21 protein-coding genes are annotated in these 19,341 nt (G+C 49.1%); 9 read left to right on the forward strand and 12 right to left on the reverse strand.

Going from position 1 to position 19,341, the window contains the following annotated elements; translation table 11 throughout:
• Positions 1 to 57: 57 nt before the first annotated feature.
• The 5 genes from I8H75_00080 to prfB are packed head-to-tail and all read left to right on the forward strand — an operon-like array spanning position 58 to position 6,024.
• A complete protein-coding gene (locus I8H75_00080; GenBank protein MBH2005742.1) occupies positions 58 to 810 on the forward strand; it encodes a TlyA family RNA methyltransferase in 753 nt (250 codons plus the stop codon).
• A 17-nt stretch (positions 811 to 827) separates the two neighbouring features.
• A complete protein-coding gene (locus tag I8H75_00085; GenBank protein MBH2005743.1) occupies positions 828 to 1,529 on the forward strand; it encodes a hypothetical protein in 702 nt (233 codons plus the stop codon).
• A complete protein-coding gene (locus tag I8H75_00090) occupies positions 1,516 to 3,333 on the forward strand; it encodes a serine/threonine protein kinase (GenBank protein ID MBH2005744.1) in 1,818 nt (605 codons plus the stop codon). The genes I8H75_00085 and I8H75_00090 overlap by 14 nt, the downstream gene beginning before the upstream one ends.
• A complete protein-coding gene (lnt, locus tag I8H75_00095) occupies positions 3,302 to 4,966 on the forward strand; it encodes an apolipoprotein N-acyltransferase (GenBank protein MBH2005745.1) in 1,665 nt (554 codons plus the stop codon). Before I8H75_00090 ends, lnt begins: the two co-directional genes overlap by 32 nt.
• On the forward strand, positions 4,942 to 6,024 hold the full coding sequence (prfB, locus tag I8H75_00100; GenBank protein ID MBH2005746.1) for a peptide chain release factor 2: 1,083 nt from the start codon (positions 4,942 to 4,944) through the stop codon (positions 6,022 to 6,024). Before lnt ends, prfB begins: the two co-directional genes overlap by 25 nt.
• A 3-nt stretch (positions 6,025 to 6,027) precedes the next feature.
• Here the strand turns inward: prfB and I8H75_00105 are convergent, their stop codons facing one another.
• Both I8H75_00105 and I8H75_00110 read right to left on the reverse strand, forming a co-directional pair.
• Positions 6,028 to 6,618, reverse strand: a complete 591-nt coding sequence (locus I8H75_00105; protein MBH2005747.1) for a DNA-3-methyladenine glycosylase I — start codon at positions 6,616 to 6,618, stop codon at positions 6,028 to 6,030.
• A gap of 34 nt (positions 6,619 to 6,652) precedes the next feature.
• Positions 6,653 to 7,318, reverse strand: coding sequence for a hypothetical protein (locus tag I8H75_00110; GenBank protein MBH2005748.1), 666 nt, complete (start codon positions 7,316 to 7,318; stop codon positions 6,653 to 6,655).
• 127 nt (positions 7,319 to 7,445) lie between these two features.
• Between I8H75_00110 and I8H75_00115 the strand changes: the two genes are divergently transcribed.
• Complete coding sequence (locus I8H75_00115; protein ID MBH2005749.1) at positions 7,446 to 8,120, forward strand: 3-deoxy-manno-octulosonate cytidylyltransferase; 675 nt, start codon at positions 7,446 to 7,448, stop codon at positions 8,118 to 8,120.
• A complete protein-coding gene (gene kdsA / locus I8H75_00120; protein ID MBH2005750.1) occupies positions 8,113 to 8,844 on the forward strand; it encodes a 3-deoxy-8-phosphooctulonate synthase in 732 nt (243 codons plus the stop codon). Before I8H75_00115 ends, kdsA begins: the two co-directional genes overlap by 8 nt.
• Positions 8,845 to 8,857: 13 nt before the next feature.
• On the opposite strand, the gene I8H75_00125 is transcribed toward kdsA, so the two are convergent.
• Positions 8,858 to 9,286 carry a hypothetical protein gene (locus I8H75_00125; GenBank protein MBH2005751.1) on the reverse strand — a complete coding sequence of 143 codons (429 nt, stop codon included), beginning with the start codon at positions 9,284 to 9,286 and terminating at the stop codon, positions 8,858 to 8,860.
• A gap of 164 nt (positions 9,287 to 9,450) precedes the next feature.
• On the opposite strand from I8H75_00125, the gene menD reads away from it, so the two are divergent.
• A complete protein-coding gene (gene menD / locus I8H75_00130; protein ID MBH2005752.1) occupies positions 9,451 to 10,986 on the forward strand; it encodes a 2-succinyl-5-enolpyruvyl-6-hydroxy-3-cyclohexene-1-carboxylic-acid synthase in 1,536 nt (511 codons plus the stop codon).
• Here menD and I8H75_00135 read toward each other — a convergent pair.
• From I8H75_00135 to I8H75_00160, 6 genes are all read right to left on the reverse strand, one after another.
• Entirely contained in the window at positions 10,954 to 11,220 is a 267-nt protein-coding gene (locus tag I8H75_00135; protein MBH2005753.1) for a hypothetical protein, read from the reverse strand. The two genes, menD and I8H75_00135, sit on opposite strands and share 33 nt — an antisense overlap.
• On the reverse strand, positions 11,210 to 11,524 hold the full coding sequence (locus tag I8H75_00140; GenBank protein ID MBH2005754.1) for an ATP synthase F0 subunit C: 315 nt from the start codon (positions 11,522 to 11,524) through the stop codon (positions 11,210 to 11,212). The genes I8H75_00135 and I8H75_00140 overlap by 11 nt, the downstream gene beginning before the upstream one ends.
• 3 nt (positions 11,525 to 11,527) lie before the next feature.
• Complete coding sequence (gene atpB / locus I8H75_00145) at positions 11,528 to 12,244, reverse strand: F0F1 ATP synthase subunit A (GenBank protein MBH2005755.1); 717 nt, start codon at positions 12,242 to 12,244, stop codon at positions 11,528 to 11,530.
• A 191-nt stretch (positions 12,245 to 12,435) separates the two neighbouring features.
• A complete protein-coding gene (gene mutS, locus I8H75_00150; GenBank protein MBH2005756.1) occupies positions 12,436 to 14,823 on the reverse strand; it encodes a DNA mismatch repair protein MutS in 2,388 nt (795 codons plus the stop codon).
• Between the two features lie 25 nt (positions 14,824 to 14,848).
• On the reverse strand, positions 14,849 to 15,169 hold the full coding sequence (locus tag I8H75_00155) for a MerR family transcriptional regulator (GenBank protein MBH2005757.1): 321 nt from the start codon (positions 15,167 to 15,169) through the stop codon (positions 14,849 to 14,851).
• 1 nt (position 15,170) lies between these two features.
• Complete coding sequence (locus tag I8H75_00160; protein ID MBH2005758.1) at positions 15,171 to 15,446, reverse strand: integration host factor subunit alpha; 276 nt, start codon at positions 15,444 to 15,446, stop codon at positions 15,171 to 15,173.
• Between the two features lie 40 nt (positions 15,447 to 15,486).
• Between I8H75_00160 and I8H75_00165 the strand changes: the two genes are divergently transcribed.
• Positions 15,487 to 16,080, forward strand: a complete 594-nt coding sequence (locus tag I8H75_00165; protein MBH2005759.1) for an RlmE family RNA methyltransferase — start codon at positions 15,487 to 15,489, stop codon at positions 16,078 to 16,080.
• A 4-nt stretch (positions 16,081 to 16,084) separates the two neighbouring features.
• Here the strand turns inward: I8H75_00165 and I8H75_00170 are convergent, their stop codons facing one another.
• Genes I8H75_00170 through I8H75_00180 form a run of 3 tightly spaced genes read right to left on the reverse strand, consistent with a single transcriptional unit; the run spans position 16,085 to position 19,321 of the window.
• Positions 16,085 to 17,188, reverse strand: coding sequence for a hypothetical protein (locus I8H75_00170; protein MBH2005760.1), 1,104 nt, complete (start codon positions 17,186 to 17,188; stop codon positions 16,085 to 16,087).
• Positions 17,124 to 18,263, reverse strand: a complete 1,140-nt coding sequence (locus tag I8H75_00175; protein MBH2005761.1) for a hypothetical protein — start codon at positions 18,261 to 18,263, stop codon at positions 17,124 to 17,126. Before I8H75_00175 ends, I8H75_00170 begins: the two co-directional genes overlap by 65 nt.
• A 32-nt stretch (positions 18,264 to 18,295) precedes the next feature.
• A complete protein-coding gene (locus tag I8H75_00180; GenBank protein MBH2005762.1) occupies positions 18,296 to 19,321 on the reverse strand; it encodes a rod shape-determining protein in 1,026 nt (341 codons plus the stop codon).
• Positions 19,322 to 19,341: the final 20 nt, after the last annotated feature.

Raw genomic sequence — 19,341 nt, forward strand, 5'->3', positions numbered from 1 at the left:
CAAAGCTGATCGGTTAAGTTTGATTATCAAGAGTTTCTATGCTTTAAACCATCACACATGCAAACTCGAAAGCGACTCGATGTCGCTCTGGTAGAGCGCGGTCTCGAATCTACCCGCGCACGGGCCCAAGCACGGATTTTGGCTGGGGATGTGGTCGTTGGAGAGCACCGAGTCGATAAAGCAGGGCATCTTGTTTCGGCATCCGATCCCATCCGTTTAAAGAATAATTCGCTGCCCTATGTCTCGCGTGGCGGGCTCAAGCTCAAAGCCGCTCTTGAAACGTGGCCGATGAAAATAAAGGATGCCATTGCGATCGATGTTGGAGCCTCCACCGGTGGCTTTACAGACGTTCTTCTCCAAGAAAACGCTCAACTCGTTTATGCGGTCGATGTTGGAACCAACCAACTGGCTTATTCCATTCGAAATCATCCTCTTGTGCGGGTATTCGAACAAACACACATTCTGAAAGTACCCGTGGGAACCTTTGAACCGAAACCCAGCGTTGCGGTAGTCGACCTCAGCTTTATTTCGCTGGAGCGGGTCTTACCCGCTCTACTCCCTCATCTTGAGCCCAGCGCTCGGCTATACCTTCTGGTGAAGCCTCAGTTTGAAGTCAGAAGAGAACAAATTGGCAAGGGCGGAATTGTTCGCGACGCTGCAGTGCGTCAAGGGGCTCTGGCCCGAATTCAGAAAATCGCCACTCAATTAGGACTCTTAGAAATTGGGCATCGCGAAAGCCCGATTCAGGGAACCGATGGGAACACCGAATTTCTGGCCTGTTATGAATCGCCGGCTGGTATTTCTCCGTGAAATTGGTATGAAGCCCTATGATCCTTTTAGCTCTGGCTCTGCTTTCTGGCGCTTGCACCTTTGCTCTTGCCTGGTCTTTGGTTAGCCTGATAGCAGCCATCATTCCTGCTCTGTTCGTGACTGCATTGGTTTATTTTTTAGCGGCCCGCAAAATAGCAAGCTCGGCGCAAGCTGCCATGATGTTTGCCGTTTCAGAGATCCAAAAAGGACGCGTCGATCGCGGCATAGCGCTTTTGGAAGACGTCAAAAAACGATTCGGAAATTGGCAGTTTTTCACCAAGAGCGCCATCAATGGGCAGATCGGTAGCATCTATTTTATGCGCCAAGATTTTCAGCGCGCCAAACCCTTTTTAGAAAAATCGTTTGCAAAACATTGGAATGCTCGTGCCATGCTTGCGGTGCTTTATTTTAGAAAAAAAGACTTTGGCAGAATGGATCAAATTTTTGAAACCGCGGCACGCTACTCACCCAAACAAGGCTTGCTGTGGTCGACTTGGGCTTATTGCCACTGGAAAGCCGGCCAAACCCCCAAAGCCATTGAGATTTTAGCTTCAGGGGAGAAAAAACTTGGAAATTTAGATGGCCATTTGATGGCCAATCTTAGCCACCTGAAAAATAACAGAAAAATGAAAATGAATGGCTATGGTCAGGAATGGCATCAGTTCCACTTAGAACCTCTACCTCAAAATCAAGCATCCGTGAGATATGTCCGACGTTAAATTTTGTTGCGCTCACTGCAATGCAGAATTGAGTTCAGGTCGATGCGACGTCTGTGGAACTTGGGTGGATACCAATTTTCTTGGAAAAGCCAAGAAAAGCGTTGGAATTCATCCAGCACTCGCCAAACGTTACGCTTCCTCTCGAGCCTCCGAGCCTCCTGCAGGCAAAAAGTCCAGGGACTCCATTCTGTCCGATGAACTCAAACCGCCCAGTATTCCAGGGTATGAGCTTCTCGATCCGATCGGAAAGGGAGCGATGGGTTCCGTCTATCAAGCCAAGCATATCGCTTCGGGTCGTACAGCAGCCGTCAAGATTCTTTCCGCAGAAATGTCTTCGCGTTCGGATTTGGTGGCTCGTTTTGAACGAGAATCGGCTGCACTCAGCTCGTTTCGCCATCCGAACGTGGTCGCTATTTTTGACAGCGGAACCGTTTTCAACACCCACTTTTTCTGCATGGAGTTCATCGACGGCATCACCCTGCGACGATTCCTGAAGGATGGGCCCTTGCCTTTAAAGCAGGCCATTCACTTTGTTCGTCAAATTCTAGCAGGCCTGAGCGCGGCACACAGCCGAAGCATTATTCATCGCGATCTCAAGCCCGAAAACGTTTTAGTGGCAGCGGATCTCAATCGATGCGTCTTGGTCGATTTCGGGCTCGCTGGACTTTTAAACGAAGCGACCAATCCTCATCCGAATCTGACCCGCAGCCGTGTCACCATGGGCACGGTTAACTACATGGCTCCCGAGCAACACATGGACGCCAAGCGAGTCGATGGAAGATCCGATCTCTATTCGGTAGGAGTCATTTTCTATGAATGTGTGCTCGGCGATCTTCCCTTAGGGCGTTTCGCTCTTCCCTCCGAGCGCCACTATGAAGCCCCCGAAGCACTGGATCGAATTCTCTCAAAAGCCCTATGCCGAGAGCCTGAAAAACGTTTTCAAAACGCAGCTGAGTTTGATTTAGAGTTGCAAGCTCTTGAAAGAGAAACGGAAACGTGGACAGCGAAGGGTCTTCACAAAACCCGTTTCTATTTTGACTCCGCCCTTTCTCATCAGACTGAGCACCCCACTCAATGGGCGGCTGTTCCTCCCTGGGTCAGAAAACCGCGCTTTCTGTGGGGGGCGACGGCCATGGCTGTTGGGATCATTTTGGGAATCTTGATCTCCCGAACGCATCCCAAAGAAATTGTGCTCTCTCCATCAGGAGCCTATGCCATCGATTCGGCTTCTGAACTTCAATATCATGGTTCGGTTTGGAAAAGCGAATCACCCGTGTGGGAAGAAGTCAAAGACACGCTTGTCTATCAAGCAAAACAAGGAAATTCCGGCCATTTTAGACGAGATTTATCGTTGCTTATTCAACAAGATGCGATGGATCAGCTAAGTTGGTCTTCACACCTATCCCTTGAACGTCTCAAGCTTTCTTTAAGCGTTGCCAAAACCCAGCACCTCGCTCGCGAGAAGCTCGGTTCCAACCCCGAACCTCCAGCAGGAGGACTGTTTTTTGTCTCTCCCAATGCGGAACGCGTTTTAGGAATGGTGACGCTATCCGACAATTCTTGTTGGCTCTGTGAATTTCGCAAACAAGATGGGTTTTTAAAATCGACTCAACAGGCTCAAATACCCTGCAAAGGAAAGCATCCCTTGTACGAAATTCGACTCGATGCTCACAAAGGGCTCATACAGGCCTGGATCGACAAAAAGCCAGCCGGCTCGCTGGAAGTCAAAAATGTGGCTTCTGAAAAATGGCAGCGCGCGCTAGGATGCCGAAATGTCATTTGTGATTTCAAACCGGTTTTCTAGCTTAGCCGGCATCGTTCTATCTGCTGGACTGATGGCGAGCAGCCAGTTGACCTCCTGGGGGTTCTTGGCCTTGATTGGCTATGTCCCAATCTTGCTGATTTGCTCCCATCTCCCACCTCGTCAAGCCTTCTTATGCTTTGGGGCCGCCACGAGCCTGCAATACATGGCAACGCTCTCCTGGTTGTTAACCGCAATGACCGTCTTTGGCGGACTCCATGGCTTCGTCAGCATCTTATCGCTTTTTCTTCTGACCGCGTTTATCGGACTTCATCTAGGCCTCGCAATGGCACTTTCCCGCTATCTTGACAGGAAGAAAAGCGCTCCGATGATGTTTTGGTTTCCTCTGGCCCTCTGCAGCGCCGAGTACCTTCGCGACTATGGGTTCATTGGATCTTTTCCCTGGGGATGTTCTGGTTATTCTTTGATTTCAACTCCTCGTTTGCTTCAGTCTGCCTCTTGGTTAGGTGTCTATGGATTGGTATTTTTCATTGGGCTCCTCAATTGCCTGATCGCGCGATCGATCCAAGAACGCAGGCTTTGCTGGGGAGCTTTCGCTCTGGCTCTGGTTGGCTTGATGAGCCTCTTGGGCGAGTATCGGCTTCACACCTGGAAGAATCAAACCCCTCAGACCGTTTCGATCGCTCTGCTGCAGGGAAACATCGAACAAGGCCTCAAAAACGATGCCTTGATTTATTCGGATGAAATCCTGGAACGCTATCGTGCACTCCAGACAAAAGCCACTCAGTCCGGTGCCGAGCTCGTCATTTGGCCGGAATCTTCCTACCCTTTTTCCGTTTCAACCGAGGAACCTCGATTTGAATCGCTGGGTGAATTGGCGCCCATCAATATTATTGGGGCGATTGCGCAAGATCCAGAAGGCAAATTTTACAACTCGGCTTATATTCTAGATTCTGCGGGCAAAGCCCTGGGGCGTTTTGATAAAGCTCAGCTCGTGCCCTTTGGCGAATACGTTCCTTGGCCCTTTGCTTCGATCGCAGCCAAACTCGTCCCGGGACTGGAGCAACTGGAGTGGGGAACTCAATCAAAGCCCTTGCGGGTTGGAGCTCTCGCCCTGGCGGTCACGGTTTGCTACGATGGCGCTTTTCCCAACGTCGCTCGCACCTTGGTCAAAAATGGAGCCAATCTTTTAGTGAATATAACCAACGATGCTTGGTACGGATTTACCCAGGGACCCCGTCAACATCTCGCCATGTATCAGATGCGCAGCGTCGAAACCGGTCGTAGCTTTGCTCGTGCAACCAATACAGGCATCTCGGCTTGGATCGATGCCACCGGGCAGGTTCATCAAGCCACACCGCTCTACGAACAAACCCTGGTCTTTGCTCACATTCCACTCAGCACAGGCAACACCTGGTTTGTGCTTGGGGGTCAATGGGTTCCACGCCTAGCCCTAGCCTGTCTTCTCGCTGGCTTACTCTGGGCTCGCAGACCTCGAAAAGTCTCAGATTGGATTTGGCTTCTTATCGGTTTGGCAATCGCTCTCTTTTCCTATACGGTGTTCGAACTCAAGAGTCCGATGTTCCAAGAAGCAGCCAAAACCCAAGAAACGCTGCTTTTTGCCCTGGGACTTTTGCTCGGACTACGCGTATGGAAATCGACAACCTCAAAATAAAACTCGATTCACTCGAGAAAGCCTCTCAAATCCCTTCGAAACAAGATCGGATCCGGGCCTTAGAAAACGAAATGGAAGCCCCCCATTTTTGGTCCGATCAAAAGAATGCAGCCATCGTTCAAAAAGAAAAGGCTACCCTCGAAAAAGAAGTGGCTCGTTTTTTGAACGCCAAACAATCGCTTGACGATTGCGCCGAACTCCTCGAACTCGCAACAGGAAATGACGACGAACTTCGAGAACTGGAGGCTGAGTTGGAGCGCGTCAAAAGAAGCATTCATCGCCTTCAGATCGAACACATGCTGGGAGGACCCAGTGATCGCAACAACGCGATTTTGAGCGTCAACGTCGGTCAAGGAGGCGTTGATTCGCAAGATTTTACCGAAATGCTTCTACGTATGTACACTCGGTATGCGGAACGTCGTGGCTATACCGTCGAACTCATGGACATCATGCCGGCCGAAGAAGCGGGTCTTAAAAATGCAACGATTTTAGTTTCAGGCGAATACGCTTACGGGTACCTCAAAGCCGAAATTGGGGTTCATCGTTTGGTCCGTATCTCACCCTTTGATTCAAACGCTCGCCGGCATACTTCGTTTTCATCGGTCTGGGTCATCCCTGAAATTGATGATTCGTTCGAAGTGGATATCAAAGTGGAAGATCTACGAGTCGATACTTATCGGGCCGGAGGCGCTGGGGGCCAACACGTCAATAAAACGGACAGCGCAGTGCGCATTACGCATCTTCCCACCAACACCGTCGTAGCGTGCCAATCGGAGCGGAGCCAAACCAAGAATCGATCGACTGCCATGAAGCTGCTGCGTTCTAAGCTCTACGATTTGGAAATGAAGAAACGTTTAGCGGAGAAAGACAAAGCAGAGGCGGTAAAGATGGAAGCTTCTTTCGGATCTCAGATCCGCAACTACGTGCTTGCACCCTATCAACTCGCCAAAGATCTCCGAACCAACTTGGAAGTGGGCAATGTGAATGCGGTTTTAGATGGAGACATTCAGTCCTTTATTGAAAGCGTGTTGATCGAAGGGGTCAAAGTCCCTCAATAGATTTCAATTCGAAGCTTGGGTGTTTTTAAAACAGTCTTGAAGATGGTCCTGAACCAAGCCAGTCGCCTGCATGTGCGCGTACACAATGGTCGAACCCACAAACTTAAAGCCCCGTCGCTTAAGGTCTTGACTTAAGGCATCCGACTCGGGAGAAGTTGCCTTCAGATCTTTGAGTGTTTGAGGGTGATTCACGATAGGCTCTCCATCCACGAATCCCCAAATATACTTTGAGAATGTTCCCCATTCGTTTTGGACTTTGAGAAAGGCCTGGGCATTGCTGATGGCGCTTCGAATTTTAAGCTGATTTCGGATGATACCAGCATCCAGCATCAGAGCTTGGACATCTCGTTCTGAGAACTGGGCCACTTGTTGGGCATCAAAATGCGCAAATGCGCGACGATAATTCTCTCGGCGTTTTAAAATCGTCAACCAACTTAAGCCTGCCTGAGCACCTTCCAGAATTAAAAACTCAAAAATTTTTGCGTCGTCATACACCGGAACGCCCCATTCTTCATCGTGGTATTTTACATACAAGGGATCGTTCAAGCACCAGCCACAGCGTTTAAGAATCATGATTCGATTGTAGCACTCCATAAACCCCTTGCATATTCGTCATGATGCATACGCCCTAACGAGCCAAACCAAATGCTTTTTTGAGGCTCCCATTCGGGTCCACAGAATCAAGCTTGGTTCCATAAAGAGCCACAAACGATCCGGCCAAAGAACGCGAGCAAGGATTGCTTGAAGGGCTTCCCAAGGTTGAGATCAACGAAAAGACTTTTCGAGCGTTCCGGTTGCTGCTCAAAATACCCTGTGAAACCGTGCTGATCGAGACTCCTGGTGGATACAAAGCATCGATGACAGCGATGAGATCTGCTCTCAGCACTGGGTTTTGAACAGGTCCGCTGAAAAAGTCAGACAAATCGAATTTTTCCGCTATTTGATCGTTTGCTAAGATTCGAAGCGCGTCTCCAACTTTTTGAGCGTCTTCGATGCTCATGGTTCGGCCTAAATATTTGGCTTGCTTGGGCAATCGATCTTGTAACTTCGCGATCGCTTGGTTCATCGTTTGTAGACGAACTTCTGCCGAATCATTAAAAAATCCAGAGAATCTAGGCAATGCAGCAACGAAACTTTGCATGAAAAGACCCGCAAATTTGCTACTGGCATCCGCGCCGCTGACTTGGCTGTTAGGGGGACAAACCCGGTCCAATGTCCCGTCAACCTGATTTGAAGTTTGATTCCCGCAACCGATGGTTCCAGTTAACACACCAAGCAGAATTATTTTTTTCATATTTAATATATATCAAATATAAGAATTTAAAATCAATCTATGAATACGATTTCAAGCTTGTGAGTTTGCATTTTGGCGAGCTCACTCGAAATAGCCAGATTCGAAGCCTCAGGAATAAAAGTCTACAATGTCCGCCTTCTGCATTATCCCCGCCAGGCTTTATTCTGCTCGATTTCCTCAAAAGATTCTGGCCATCTGGCATGGTAAAACTCTGTTACAACATGTTTGGGAGCGCGCTTCTTTAGCCAAACGTTTCGATCAAATTTGGATCGCCTGCGATCACTTGGAGACATTCCGAATCGCAACCGAATTTGGGGCTCGAGTCGTTTTAAGCTCCCGCGATCACCCAACCGGAAGCGATCGGATTGCAGAAGTCATTCAAGCCCAAGAAGTGGACTTCGTTGTCAATTTGCAAGCAGACGAACCTCAAATGAACCCGCAGCTCTTGGACCAAATCGTCGACTGTTTGGAATTTTACCCAAGCGCCGATTGTGTGACTCCCATTTCTACTCAGATGCAACCCCAAGCTGTACGCTGCACGACGGATCGTTGCGGGAGGGCGCTCTATTTCTCACGTCATTTGCCTTATGGCTATCGCCACGTGGGTCTTTATGGCTATCGGAAAGCTGCTTTATTGCGCTTTGTGAATCTGCCGCCCGGTCAATGGGAAGCCTCCGAAAGTTTAGAGCAACTTCGTTTGTTGGAAGCAGGTATGAGCATTCAAACTTTTCAAACCTCTTATAACGGTATTTCAGTTGATACACCGGAAGATTTTGCGCGTTTGGACCAACAGCGTGTTTGAGCTCATTGCGGGCCCGTGCGTCATTGAGAGTGAACAGCACGCTTTTCAAATGGCGATGGTTCTGAAGAGCATCTGTTCAGAACTTAAAATTCCGCTCATCTTCAAAGCGAGCTTTGATAAAGCCAATCGCACCGAGCTCAACGGCTATCGTGGCCCTGGGCTCAAAAAAGGGCTCGCCGTTTTACAGACCATCAAACAAGAGCTGGGGTTGCGAGTCACCAGTGACATTCACGAATCCTGGCAAGCGGAACCCGCCGCAGCCATCTTAGACGTCCTCCAGATTCCAGCATTCCTATGCCGCCAAACGGACTTATTGCGCGCAGCTGGCCAAACCGGCCGAATTGTGAATATTAAAAAAGGGCAATTTTTGTCCCCGAGCTCGATGCAGCCGGCGATCGAAAAAGTCCGCTCAACAGGCAATTCTGAGGTGTGGATCACAGAACGCGGAAGCTGTTTTGGCTATAACGACTGGGTGGTTGATTTTCGAGCTTTTGACCTCTTCAGGCCGATGGGTTGTCCGATTGTCTTTGATGCTTCGCACAGCGCCAAAGCAGCCCAACATATTGAAACACTTGCTCGGGCCGCATTGGTAACGGGAGCCCAAAAACTATTTTTAGAGGTCCATGAACAACCTGAAAACGCTTTGTCAGATGGAAAAACCAGCTACCCTTTAGAAAAACTCAAGCCATTTTTAGAAAGGCTTCAAAAAGACTTGCAGAAATGATCACGCGCTCTTCCTAAGAATTCAGTTCTTTCTCAAGCTGCTCAACTTGCTCGAGGACGAGATCGGTAGCTGTCGCAATCAGAGATTTATCCAAACCAAGCTTTAACAGCTTGATCGCTGTTTCTACTTTGCTTTCCGCTTGGCCCTCCATCTTGCCTTCTGCTCGCCCTTTCGCTTCGGCACACAAGTAGTAATCTTGCTCGGAGGCGCTTTGTTTCAGATACTGCCAATAGTTCCTGCGCTCGACATCCGTCATCTTGAGGATCTGAAGCCGTTCAGAAACTTTTTCCATCCCTCTCGATTGGAAATCAGGCCGAATTTGTTCATGTTTCGCCATATAAAGCCACTCATCGATTTCACTTCGAATCTCATCGTTGAATTTCTGGATGCATTTGAGCAGATATTTGATGGCATAATCGAAACTAATTAGGGGTTTTTCCATGAAAAGTGTATACCCTATTAGCTGCTTAAATTCAATTGGCGAGGTTGAAATGAAGCTTTGCATGGCTGGAACATCTTGATCGGCACGTCGCGACGATCTGGATACGAATCAAAAATTTGCACAGATAAGATTGACAAACTACGCCATCGGTTTAGACCGATGGGGTGATTGTTCATCAGCTCATCGAGCTTGGGTGTCAGTACTTTTGTCTGGCGCCGGGTTCCCGTTCAGCCCCTTTGGTTCAAGCTCTTGCTTCCGAGACTCGAGCGCAAGCCATTGTCTGTCACGACGAACGAAGTCTGGGTTTTTTCGCTCTGGGTATTGCCAAAGCCACTCAGAAGCCAACAGTCATTATCGTCACGTCTGGAACGGCAGTAGCCAATTTGTTTCCTGCTGTTGTGGAAGCCAGTCAGGCTCTGGTACCCTTAATCATTCTAAGCGCTGATCGCCCGCAAGAGCTACGAGCCTTAGGCGGGAATCAAACCATCGATCAAAATCATATTTTTGGCCGATACGCTCGCGCTTTCGTTGATTTACCAGAAGAGGCTCCTGCCGAATACGTCCAGAACCAGGTTCAAGAGCTCTACTTGCGTTCGATGCACCCTACGCCCGGACCGGTTCAGATCAACTGCCCTTTTCGAGAGCCTTTTGAACAGAGTTCAAAACAATTTTCAGGGCTTCGATCAGCGACTCGTTCCTACCCTGCAACAAAAATACTGAATCCACATCGCCTGCAAAGCTTGCATGAACGCTTGCGCATCGCTCAGTCGGGCACTGTTGTCGTAGGCCATTTGCGATCGCCTGCTGAACAAAAATCCGTTTTGCAGGTGATCGAACGGCTGGGCTGGCCAGCAGTTTGCGATATTAGCTCTGGTTTACGTCTCTTGAAGCACCCTTTGCTCAGGCACGATCGACAATTCGATCATGTTAGACCGGACCTGCTGCTTCAAATCGGGGGAAGATTAACGCTCAAAGCAACGCATCAGTGGCTGCATTCCTTGAAAGGCACAACGCATTTTTATCTAGACCCTTGGTTGGAAAATCAAGATCCCTGGTTAACGGTCACCGATCGATTCGAATGCGATTTAGAATGGTTTTCGGAGCACTGTCCGGTTCTGCCCAACTCTGGCCAGATGTTCGAAGTCGTCGAAACCACTTTAGCCAAAAACGATGAGGAAGCTTGGCTGGCTCGCTGCGTCTCCCAAATTAACTGGAAAGATCGAGTCTTGTTTGCTGGGACCAGTCTGCCTATCCGATACCTGGATCGTTACGGAAGCGCCGGAAGCGAAATCCCATGGGTGGTTTCCAATCGCGGTGCGAGTGGAATTGATGGAATCATCAGCACAGCGGCTGGATTGGCTCTGGGCTGTGGAAAAGCCCTGGTCTTGCTCTGTGGTGATATGACCTTTTTGCACGATGTGAATGGTTTATCGCTCCTCAAGAATCTCAGCGTGCCCTTGTTGATTGTCTTGGTAAATAATCGCGGCAACGGCATTTTTAAGTCCTTGCCGATCGCCAACTCCGGGCAAGAGATCTTCGAACGTTATTTTCAGACCCCTCATGATTATTCGTTGAACAAAGCAAGCGAACTCTACGGAGTCTCGCATTGGACCACACGTTCGAGAACCGAATTCAGCGAGCGTTACCAGACCAGCATCGCCAACAACCTATCCGGCGTGCTGGAATTTCAAACGACCTGAAACTCGATCAAGACCCATTCTCCCAAGCACTCGGTCTGAATGTGTTTGAGCCCTCGCTCTTCGTAGGCAGCCTGGTTCAAACGCCCGCTCCGGCACCGCCAGCGACTGGTCATCCTGAATTTCAAGCCCCAAAGCTCCAAGTTCAAGCAGCCGCTGCTGAACCCAATCGGAGTCTTCTTCTGGAACGGTGATGATTGCTTGACGCCACATCTGGAAACCAGGGCTATCCGCCAATTTTACCGGATAAGGTGAAGGCAATCAGCAACGCGAAAAGCACCAGAGACTCGATCAGCGCCATGCCCAAAATCATCGGAACGAAAATTTTGCCCGATGCACTTGGATTTCGAGCGATTCCTTCCAATGCAGCCGAAGCCGCACGCCCTTGCGCCAAGGCTCCGCCAAGAACAGCTAAGCCAATCGCTAGAGCAGCCGCAATAGCGTACCAAGCATCATTTGAGTTCGTTGAAGCAGCCTGAACACCTTCGTTCGCGAAGGCAGTTGTAGAAACCAATGTCATCCATGCAATCCATTTTTTCATCTTTTAATGACTCCCTGCTTCTTGTGTGTGAAGCGAAATATAAACACAGCTTAATATGCAAAAGACCGCGGCTTGAATCACTGAAACCAAAAAGCCCAGCGCAAAAAAAGGCAAAGGCAGCAAGAATGGCATCACCCCGGCAAAAGCGAACAAAACCTTGTGATCGCCAATCATGTTGCCTGCAAGACGAATGGCCAGCGAAAACGGGCGTACACACAGGCTGATCACTTCAATCGGCAACAGAAGCGGCATCAGAAACCATCCCCACCACTCGCCAATGGGATTGGCAAGGTGGGTAAAATGCCCCATGCCGTGAACACGAATCCCTTGAAGGTTAAAATACACAAAAACGACCAGCCCACAAGCCAAAGTCGTGTTGAGGCTATCGGTCGGGGGTGAAAAACCAGGGAACAGACCGACCCAATTCGAAAACAGAATAAAAAGCCCAAGCGAACCAATCAAAGGAACATGGCGTTTATAATCAGGCCCAATCGTGTCACGCATGAGACCTAGGCAAGCTTCTAAAATCACTTCAAAAAAATTGAGGACCGACCATCGAGGAGATGGAACCAAATAATCTTCCCAATTCTTCAAACGCTGATAACTAAAAAACGACAGAATCCCCAAGGTCAACACCACCAAAAGCGCAGCGATAATATGGTTAAAGCCATGACCCGGGTATCCCGGCAAAAAATCATACCAAGATTGATGATGATCCATAAAGGCTCATTTTTGCCTAAATCAACAGCAACGTCAACAGCAAATTAGTACTGTGCACCAAGAACTGGGAGGCGCACACAACGAACCGAGTTATAACCGTTCATATCGTAGTCATCGATATCCCCATCCTTGAAATAAAAGATCCACACCTTTTGAAAGCCCCTGATTCGTAGGGCTTTGTTTATTTGAACTTAAAGCGAGGACTTTAGTTCAATCAACGTTTGCAAGGCCTGAATCGGTGTGATTTGATTCAGATCGATGGCTTTGAGAGTACTTCGAATCGGGTCGACAAAAAGTCCCAATTGTTCTTTAGGAGGGCGTTTGACCTGAGGAGTTGCTTTTCCCTGCTCCAACGATTTCAAGACTTCGTTCGCACGGTCTAAGACGGGCTTTGGAAGACCTGCCAGTCTGGCCACTTGGATGCCATAACTCTGTCCAGCAGCGCCTTCCAGCAGCGTATAGAGAAACTTGATCTCTCCGTTTTGCTCTGAAACCGCCACTTGGAGATTGCGCATGTGCGAGAGTGTCTCTGAAAGCTGCGTGAGTTCATGGTAATGAGTCGCAAAGAGGGTTCGAGCACGAATCTCGTTGTGCAGATATTCCGCTACAGCAAAAGCAATGGAGAGACCATCAAAGGTGCTGGTGCCTCGGCCGATTTCGTCCAATAAGACCAAAGAATAAGACGTAGCGTGTTTTAAAATATGCGCCGTTTCGCTCATTTCTACCATAAACGTCGAACGCCCCGTTCGACTGTCATCGGAAGCACCGACCCGGGTAAAAATACGATCGCAAAGGCTCAGCTCCGCAGAACTTGCCGGCACAAAAGAACCCATCTGTGACATGAGTTGAATGAGAGCCACCTGACGCATCATCGTGCTTTTACCGGCCATATTGGGGCCTGTGAGCAGCAGCAATTGGCGATCGTGCCGATTCATCTGCATGGAGTTGGGCACAAAAGAAAGACCTTTCTTTTGATGCAGCGATTCGATGATCGGATGACGACCTTCTTGGATGTCGAGGCGATTCAGTTCTTTCTCAAGAATGGTTGGTCTCACGTAACGGTACTCATCCGCACATTCGGCAAGGGCGCAAAGGGTATCGAGTTCTGCCACCTGAGCAGCGGCTTGAAAAAGACGTGCCGCATGTTGATTCATCTGAGCTCTCAGCGTTTCAAACAATTCTGTTTCACGAGCTAGCCGACGTACCTCCGCAGTCGATACCCTTTCTTCAAGCCGCATGAGCTCTTCCGTCACGTAACGTTCACCATTGGCCACCGTTTGCTTTCGTTTGTAGCCTTCCGGAACTTTAGCCAAATGCGTGTTCGTGATCTCAATGTAGTAACCAAATACCCGGGTAAATTTGACTTTTAGACTGGAAATCCCGGTTCGTTCACGTTCGCGCTGTTCGATGGCAGCAATCTGATCCCGACCCCCGGAGGCATAGCCTACATAGTCATCCAAGAGGGCATCGTATCCCGCTTGAAAGACACCTCCTTCTTTCAAAAGCATCGGAGGATTGTCTGCCAACGAACGGTCTAAAAGCTCGAAGAGATCAGGCATGGGGTCCGAAACTTCTGAGATTTGGGGGAGTCGCGCCAACGAATCTCGAACGTTCGCAAGTTCCCGAGGAGTCGCTCGATTGACCGAGATTTTGACCGTCAACCGTTCCAAGTCGTACAAGTGGCGCAAAATCTCACGAACAGACTGCCTTCGACTGGCTTGATGAAGCAGGTTTTCCACACCATCGAAACGCCTTTGAATCTCAGGCAAATGCGTGGAAGGAGCATTGAGCCAACGCCTGAGAAGCCGAGCCCCCATAGCAGTACACGTTTTGTTGAGAAGATGAAACAAGCCCGGCAAATCGAGGTGCTCACGCGAGACCGCATCGATGATGAGTTCCGATTCGATCGAATATGCTTTCGGAGCCCCCAGGCAAGAAAAGCGAGCCCCTTGTGTTTCAGAGATGTACTGCAAGATAAGCTGCGAAGCGCTGGTTGCTTCAGAAATAAATTCAAATCGACAAGATTTAGTTTGATTGGCAACCTGTTTCAGCTGATTCAACAGGGGCTTGCTCCAATGTGTGCCTCCAATCAAGATTTCCGAAGGCAGCCATTTGCCCACCTCGTCCAGCAAGCTTTGAGCATTGGGAGTTTTGGTTTCTAAAAAGTCACCCGTAGAAAGATCGATGGCGCTCAACGTGTATTGATGACCGGAAGCGACCAGAGCCAGCAGGTAGTTATTCGAGCTCGGGCGAAGGCTATCATCTTCTAAGACAGTCCCTGGGGTGACAATGCGTGTAATATCGCGCTTCACAATCCCTTTGGCCAACTTCGGATCCTCAAGTTGGTCGCAGATAGCAACTTTGTAGCCCAGCGCCACGAGTTTGGCGATGTAAGCAGGAGCCGCATGATGTGGAAATCCAGCCATCGGAATATCGCGATCCCGAGAGGTGAGCGTCAACTCCAAAATCGGTGCAGCCAGGTTGGCGTCTTCTGCGAAAAGCTCGTAGAAATCCCCCATTCGAAAGAGCAAGATCGCGTCTTTGGCCCGCTCTTTAGCTGCAGCCCACTGTTTTTGCATGGGAGTCATGCTGGTTTTATACGACTTATTTCAAAGATTCCAAGATGGATTCTAATTTGGTTTTTAAGTTGAGCAAGTTTTGCTGCACTGCGTTGGGTTCTGGCAAACTAAGGGCCTGCCTGGCTCCTGCAATCGTAAAGCGCTCTTTGTACAAAAGTTTCTGGATGCGAGCCAAGGATTCCAAGTCGGATCTTCGATACAATCGCTGACCGGTTTTGGATTTGAAGGGCCTAATCTGAGGAAACTCCGATTCCCAATAGCGAAGCACATGGGGTTTGATGCCTAGCAAAGAAGAGGTTTCACCGATTTTAAAATATTTTTTATGAGGCAATTCAATATCCTGCATTTCATCCTCCCATTCTGCTACGTAGCACGGGGCTGGACTTAAAAGTAACTACTTTCCGAGCTGTGATCTCCAATTGCTCACCGGTTTGAGGGTTTCTTCCACGGCGCGTCTGCTTGCAACGAACGGTAAACCGGCCCAGGCTGCTGAGTTTGACTTCTTCGCCTTTTTCCAAACTTTCTTTCATCATTTCAAAGACACGATCCACCAAAGCAGCACATTGGGTCTTGGAGAAACCTAATTTTTGTGAGACAGCTAATGCAATGTCGGCTTTGGTCAAGGTTGAATCAGCAGGCATACTCTTTGTTATCTCAAAAACAATGGCGAAATACAATCGGAAAGATCCTTATTATCACGCAGCTAAGAAGCAAGGCTTTGTCGCGCGTTCTATTTTCAAACTGGAAGAAATCGATCGCGATTTCCGCTTGATTCGCCCTGGAACCCGAGTCCTGGATCTGGGCTGCTCACCGGGTTCGTGGCTTCAATACGCGGAACGTGTGGTTGGAGATACCGGCAGTATCGTCGGAATCGATTTAGCACCGCTGGCTTTAAGCTTTGGCTCGCACGTTCAGTTTATCCAAGGGGATATTTTTGAAGTCAGCCTCGAGGGCGTGTTTGACTTGGTGCTGAGCGATATGGCGCCGAAGACCTCCGGCATCAAAAGCATGGATCAAGACCGCAGCCTGGCATTGTGTGAAGAAGCACTTCAAATCGCTACCCGAGTCTTGAAGCCCGGTGGCCGATTTTGTGTCAAGGTATTGGAAGGCGGTGGGCTGCCGGATTATGTCCAGCAATGCCGACAGCATTTCAAAGAAGTCAAAATCCGACGCCCTCAAGGAACCCGTCCACGCAGCATGGAGACCTATGTGATTGGGATCTCGTTTCTGGAATCCTCTGCTCCCAGATTCGTTTGAGCTTTTAGCTCAAGTCAATTTGATCGAGAAATTGGATGTTCGTATTGCCTTCGCAAGTATGAAAAATCGCTCCGGTGTAGACGAGAAAGAGTCTTCTGGAACAGCCTAGGTCATGATTGCCTGGATTCGCGATCGAAACGCCTAATAGCTTGATTGGATTGGCAAGAACGAAGGGAGACAGGCTGGTCGCTTCAGCAATTTTGACTTCGTCCTTGTTTTTAGAAAAACCATTCTCTGTGTACGGCCAGTATTGGAGCTTGCCATCCACCAGCAAGATGCCTAACCAACTCGATGATCCATGGCAGCACGTATTGGGGGTTCCTGGCACGCTGCTGGGCAAGTAGACGGCACCCGCATTCGCCTCCAAAGTAGGTGTGGTTGCCAAAATACTCAGCGGATCCAGAGCAACCAGGACAACGGTTTGATTGCTGAGTGCAAGAGCGGCCAACTTTTTCCCATCGTTGCTGAGACTTCGAACGGAACTGCCCAAGGGAAGCGTTTGGATCCTGTGAAGATCGAGATCGAGCGCGTAAAGCGAGTCGCCAGATACCACGAGCAAAGACTTTTGATGAGGCCCCCATTGAAGATGCGTAATATCCTGAGGCATTTCGACTGTGATCGCGCCTGGTAAGAGCGAAATGGTACGGCCTTGCGTTAGGTAGGTGTAGGGTTTTTGATCGGCGCCGATTCCGATGACAAAATGTTCTGCACTGGTGTCCACCGGCAAAGAAGTCTGAGGAGCAGGGGAAGAAAAATTCTCCGAGACCGAAAAGATGGCTTTTTTCACAGGATCGAGAACAAAAAGTTGATTTTCATACACTGCCAGTGCAGAGGGAGCTTGCCCTACCAAGATATTCAAGGGAAAATAAGCGATAGGCGCCAAAACAAATTGGTTGTCGCTTGCATCAAAGACTTTCAGGCTGCCTTGATAGGGGTTCGAGAATACAATGCACACATGCTGAACCCCATTTTCTTGATAGGGATTACAAGAAATGACGGCAGCATCCTGGATTTGCCCCATCTGACCCGGAAGCACCGTTCGATTATCGAGACAGCTGGAGCCACTCGCTAAAAGCAAGAGAGCGTTGACGAGAAGAAACATTCGCATAGCTAAAAATTCCGATTTTATGGTCTTGTTGGTAAGTGACAAAGATTCGATGATCCGTCGTTTGATCGAACAAAATATCCACCGGCCCTCCTGGAGCATCCGAGCGATTCTCCTTTCCATACAAGAGAAGATCTTTCGCGTTGTAAGCCACCAGTTCATTGCTTTTGGCGCAGCTCACGAAGACGGACTCTTCATTCGGTGAGAGTTTTAATCGAGTCGGTCCACGGCAGGTAGCAACCCGCGCCGTTACCATTGGCGAAGGTTGCAGAGAAACACGCAGCAAAAGAGGTTCTTCATCCATCAAAACATAAGCCGTGCTTTGATCTTTCGTGATGGCGAGATCTCGAAGCCCTTGTGATTGCTCTGTCTGAGACAGATCGAAAGGTCGATTTGAGCTTGAGCAAAGATGGCCTGCCTGCACGTCGCTGAGCGGCGCCTGAAGAAAAAAGGCGTGTTTATAAGACCGATTCACGTGATCGGGATCGTCTACAACAAATTCAAACAAGACGAATACTTGACTATCTTGAACGATCAGCGCACCCAAACGACCTATACGCCTTAAAGAACGACTGGGCGAAGGGAAACAGTTCTTCAATTGAAAGCTATCTTTGAGCTCGATTCCGCTGGCAGACAACGCAAAAGATTGTATTTCTGGTTGGTTGCTGAGCAGCGAATCTTTCGAGTCGTTCCAGCTCTCACTGACGACCGGCGTCAGATAACCCACCAACCCCCAGTTTCGATCAGGGCTTAGCTTCAAGAAATAAGCAGCTTGATACGTTAACGGGAGGAGTGGTTGAGCACTTTGAACCAGTTGCGGATGGGTTTGGTCCGTTATGAGAATTTGGTTACTCGCTAATAAGCAGGCCTCACCCGCCAAAGACGGCGTCGATTGAAGCCCAACAACGCGCTGGGTGTTCAAATCAATCTGAAGGATGTTTCCAGACGAATATTGCAAATCCAGATTGCTATTGACAACGAATAAATGGTCTTGATCTTGAAGCAGCACACTGGGAAAGTAGAAGGTATCTGCAGGAATTGACCTCTGATCTGGGCTAGAACAAGACACAACACCCATGAGAATCGGCAACCAACAAAAACGAGCGATGCTCAAAGCAACAGCCCTCGATAAGTATCGATATTCTCCAACACCTGCCCTACCCCATCCACTACGGCGTGCAAAGGATTATCCGCTACACAAACAGGGATACCGCACTGATCTGCCAATAATTTATCCAGGCCTTTGATCTGGGCCCCCCCCCCGCACAGAACAATGCCGCGGTCGATAATATCGGCAGATAATTCAGGAGGGGTTCGCTCCAGGACAAACTTGGTGGTGGCAATAAATTGGCGAAACGAATCTTGCAGGGCTTCTCGTATTTCCACACTGGTCACGCGGATGGATTGTGGAATACCCGTAATCAAATCACGGCCTTTGACATCGATTTGAAGCTCTTCTGCGAGCGGGACAGCGGAGCCTATCTTCATCTTAATGAGCTCTGCGGTTCGCTCACCAATGAGAATATTGTGACGTTTTCTAAGAAAATTAACGATGGCTTCGTCCAATTTGTCGCCCGCGACACGAAGAGTCTGAGAAGCCACAATGCCATTCAATGAGATGACAGCGACGTCGGTAGTTCCACCGCCAATGTCAATAATCATGGAGCCCCGCGCTTCTCGAACCGGTAAACCAGTCCCCACGGCGGCTGCCATCGGCTGTTCAATCAGATGGACTTCCTGTACGCCCGCACTCAATGCAGCTTCTCGAACCGCTTTTTGCTCAATGGAAGTGATTTCAGCCGGGACTGAGATAATCAAACGGCCTCGGACGAAAAAGGCCTTTTTGGTTGCTTTCGTGATGAACGCTTTAATCATCGATTCGGTGATGGTAAAATCCGCGATAACCCCATCGCGCATGGGCCGAATCGCAACAATATTGCCAGGGGTTTTGCCAAGCATTTCCTTGGCGTCTTTGCCAACTGCAAGAACCTTGGTTTCGTAACCGTTTCGCACAATGGCGACTACACTGGGCTCATTCAGAACGACTCCACAGCCCCTGACATGAACCAAGGTATTAGCAGTTCCCAAATCGATGGCCAAGTCGGCTCCAAACATCCCAAAAAACTTTCCAAACATAAATCAAGATCCCCGGTTTG

The sequence above is a fragment of the Myxococcaceae bacterium genome, assembly GCA_016000045.1.
Lineage (GTDB): Bacteria > Myxococcota > UBA727 > UBA727 > JABDBI01 > AER2-1.

Coding starts and splice junctions, on each gene's coding strand:
- I8H75_00080 (MBH2005742.1), top strand. CDS start 58: ATGCAAACTCGAAAGCGACTCGATGTCGCTCTGGTAGAGCGCGGTCTC.
- I8H75_00085 (MBH2005743.1), top strand. CDS start 828: ATGATCCTTTTAGCTCTGGCTCTGCTTTCTGGCGCTTGCACCTTTGCT.
- I8H75_00090 (MBH2005744.1), top strand. CDS start 1,516: ATGTCCGACGTTAAATTTTGTTGCGCTCACTGCAATGCAGAATTGAGT.
- lnt (MBH2005745.1), top strand. CDS start 3,302: ATGTCATTTGTGATTTCAAACCGGTTTTCTAGCTTAGCCGGCATCGTT.
- prfB (MBH2005746.1), top strand. CDS start 4,942: ATGGAAATCGACAACCTCAAAATAAAACTCGATTCACTCGAGAAAGCC.
- I8H75_00105 (MBH2005747.1), bottom strand. CDS start 6,618: ATGGAGTGCTACAATCGAATCATGATTCTTAAACGCTGTGGCTGGTGC.
- I8H75_00110 (MBH2005748.1), bottom strand. CDS start 7,318: ATGAAAAAAATAATTCTGCTTGGTGTGTTAACTGGAACCATCGGTTGC.
- I8H75_00115 (MBH2005749.1), top strand. CDS start 7,446: ATGTCCGCCTTCTGCATTATCCCCGCCAGGCTTTATTCTGCTCGATTT.
- I8H75_00125 (MBH2005751.1), bottom strand. CDS start 9,286: ATGGAAAAACCCCTAATTAGTTTCGATTATGCCATCAAATATCTGCTC.
- I8H75_00140 (MBH2005754.1), bottom strand. CDS start 11,524: ATGAAAAAATGGATTGCATGGATGACATTGGTTTCTACAACTGCCTTC.
- atpB (MBH2005755.1), bottom strand. CDS start 12,244: ATGGATCATCATCAATCTTGGTATGATTTTTTGCCGGGATACCCGGGT.
- mutS (MBH2005756.1), bottom strand. CDS start 14,823: ATGCAAAAACAGTGGGCTGCAGCTAAAGAGCGGGCCAAAGACGCGATC.
- I8H75_00155 (MBH2005757.1), bottom strand. CDS start 15,169: ATGCAGGATATTGAATTGCCTCATAAAAAATATTTTAAAATCGGTGAA.
- I8H75_00165 (MBH2005759.1), top strand. CDS start 15,487: ATGGCGAAATACAATCGGAAAGATCCTTATTATCACGCAGCTAAGAAG.
- I8H75_00170 (MBH2005760.1), bottom strand. CDS start 17,188: ATGCGAATGTTTCTTCTCGTCAACGCTCTCTTGCTTTTAGCGAGTGGC.
- I8H75_00175 (MBH2005761.1), bottom strand. CDS start 18,263: ATGGGTGTTGTGTCTTGTTCTAGCCCAGATCAGAGGTCAATTCCTGCA.
- I8H75_00180 (MBH2005762.1), bottom strand. CDS start 19,321: ATGTTTGGAAAGTTTTTTGGGATGTTTGGAGCCGACTTGGCCATCGAT.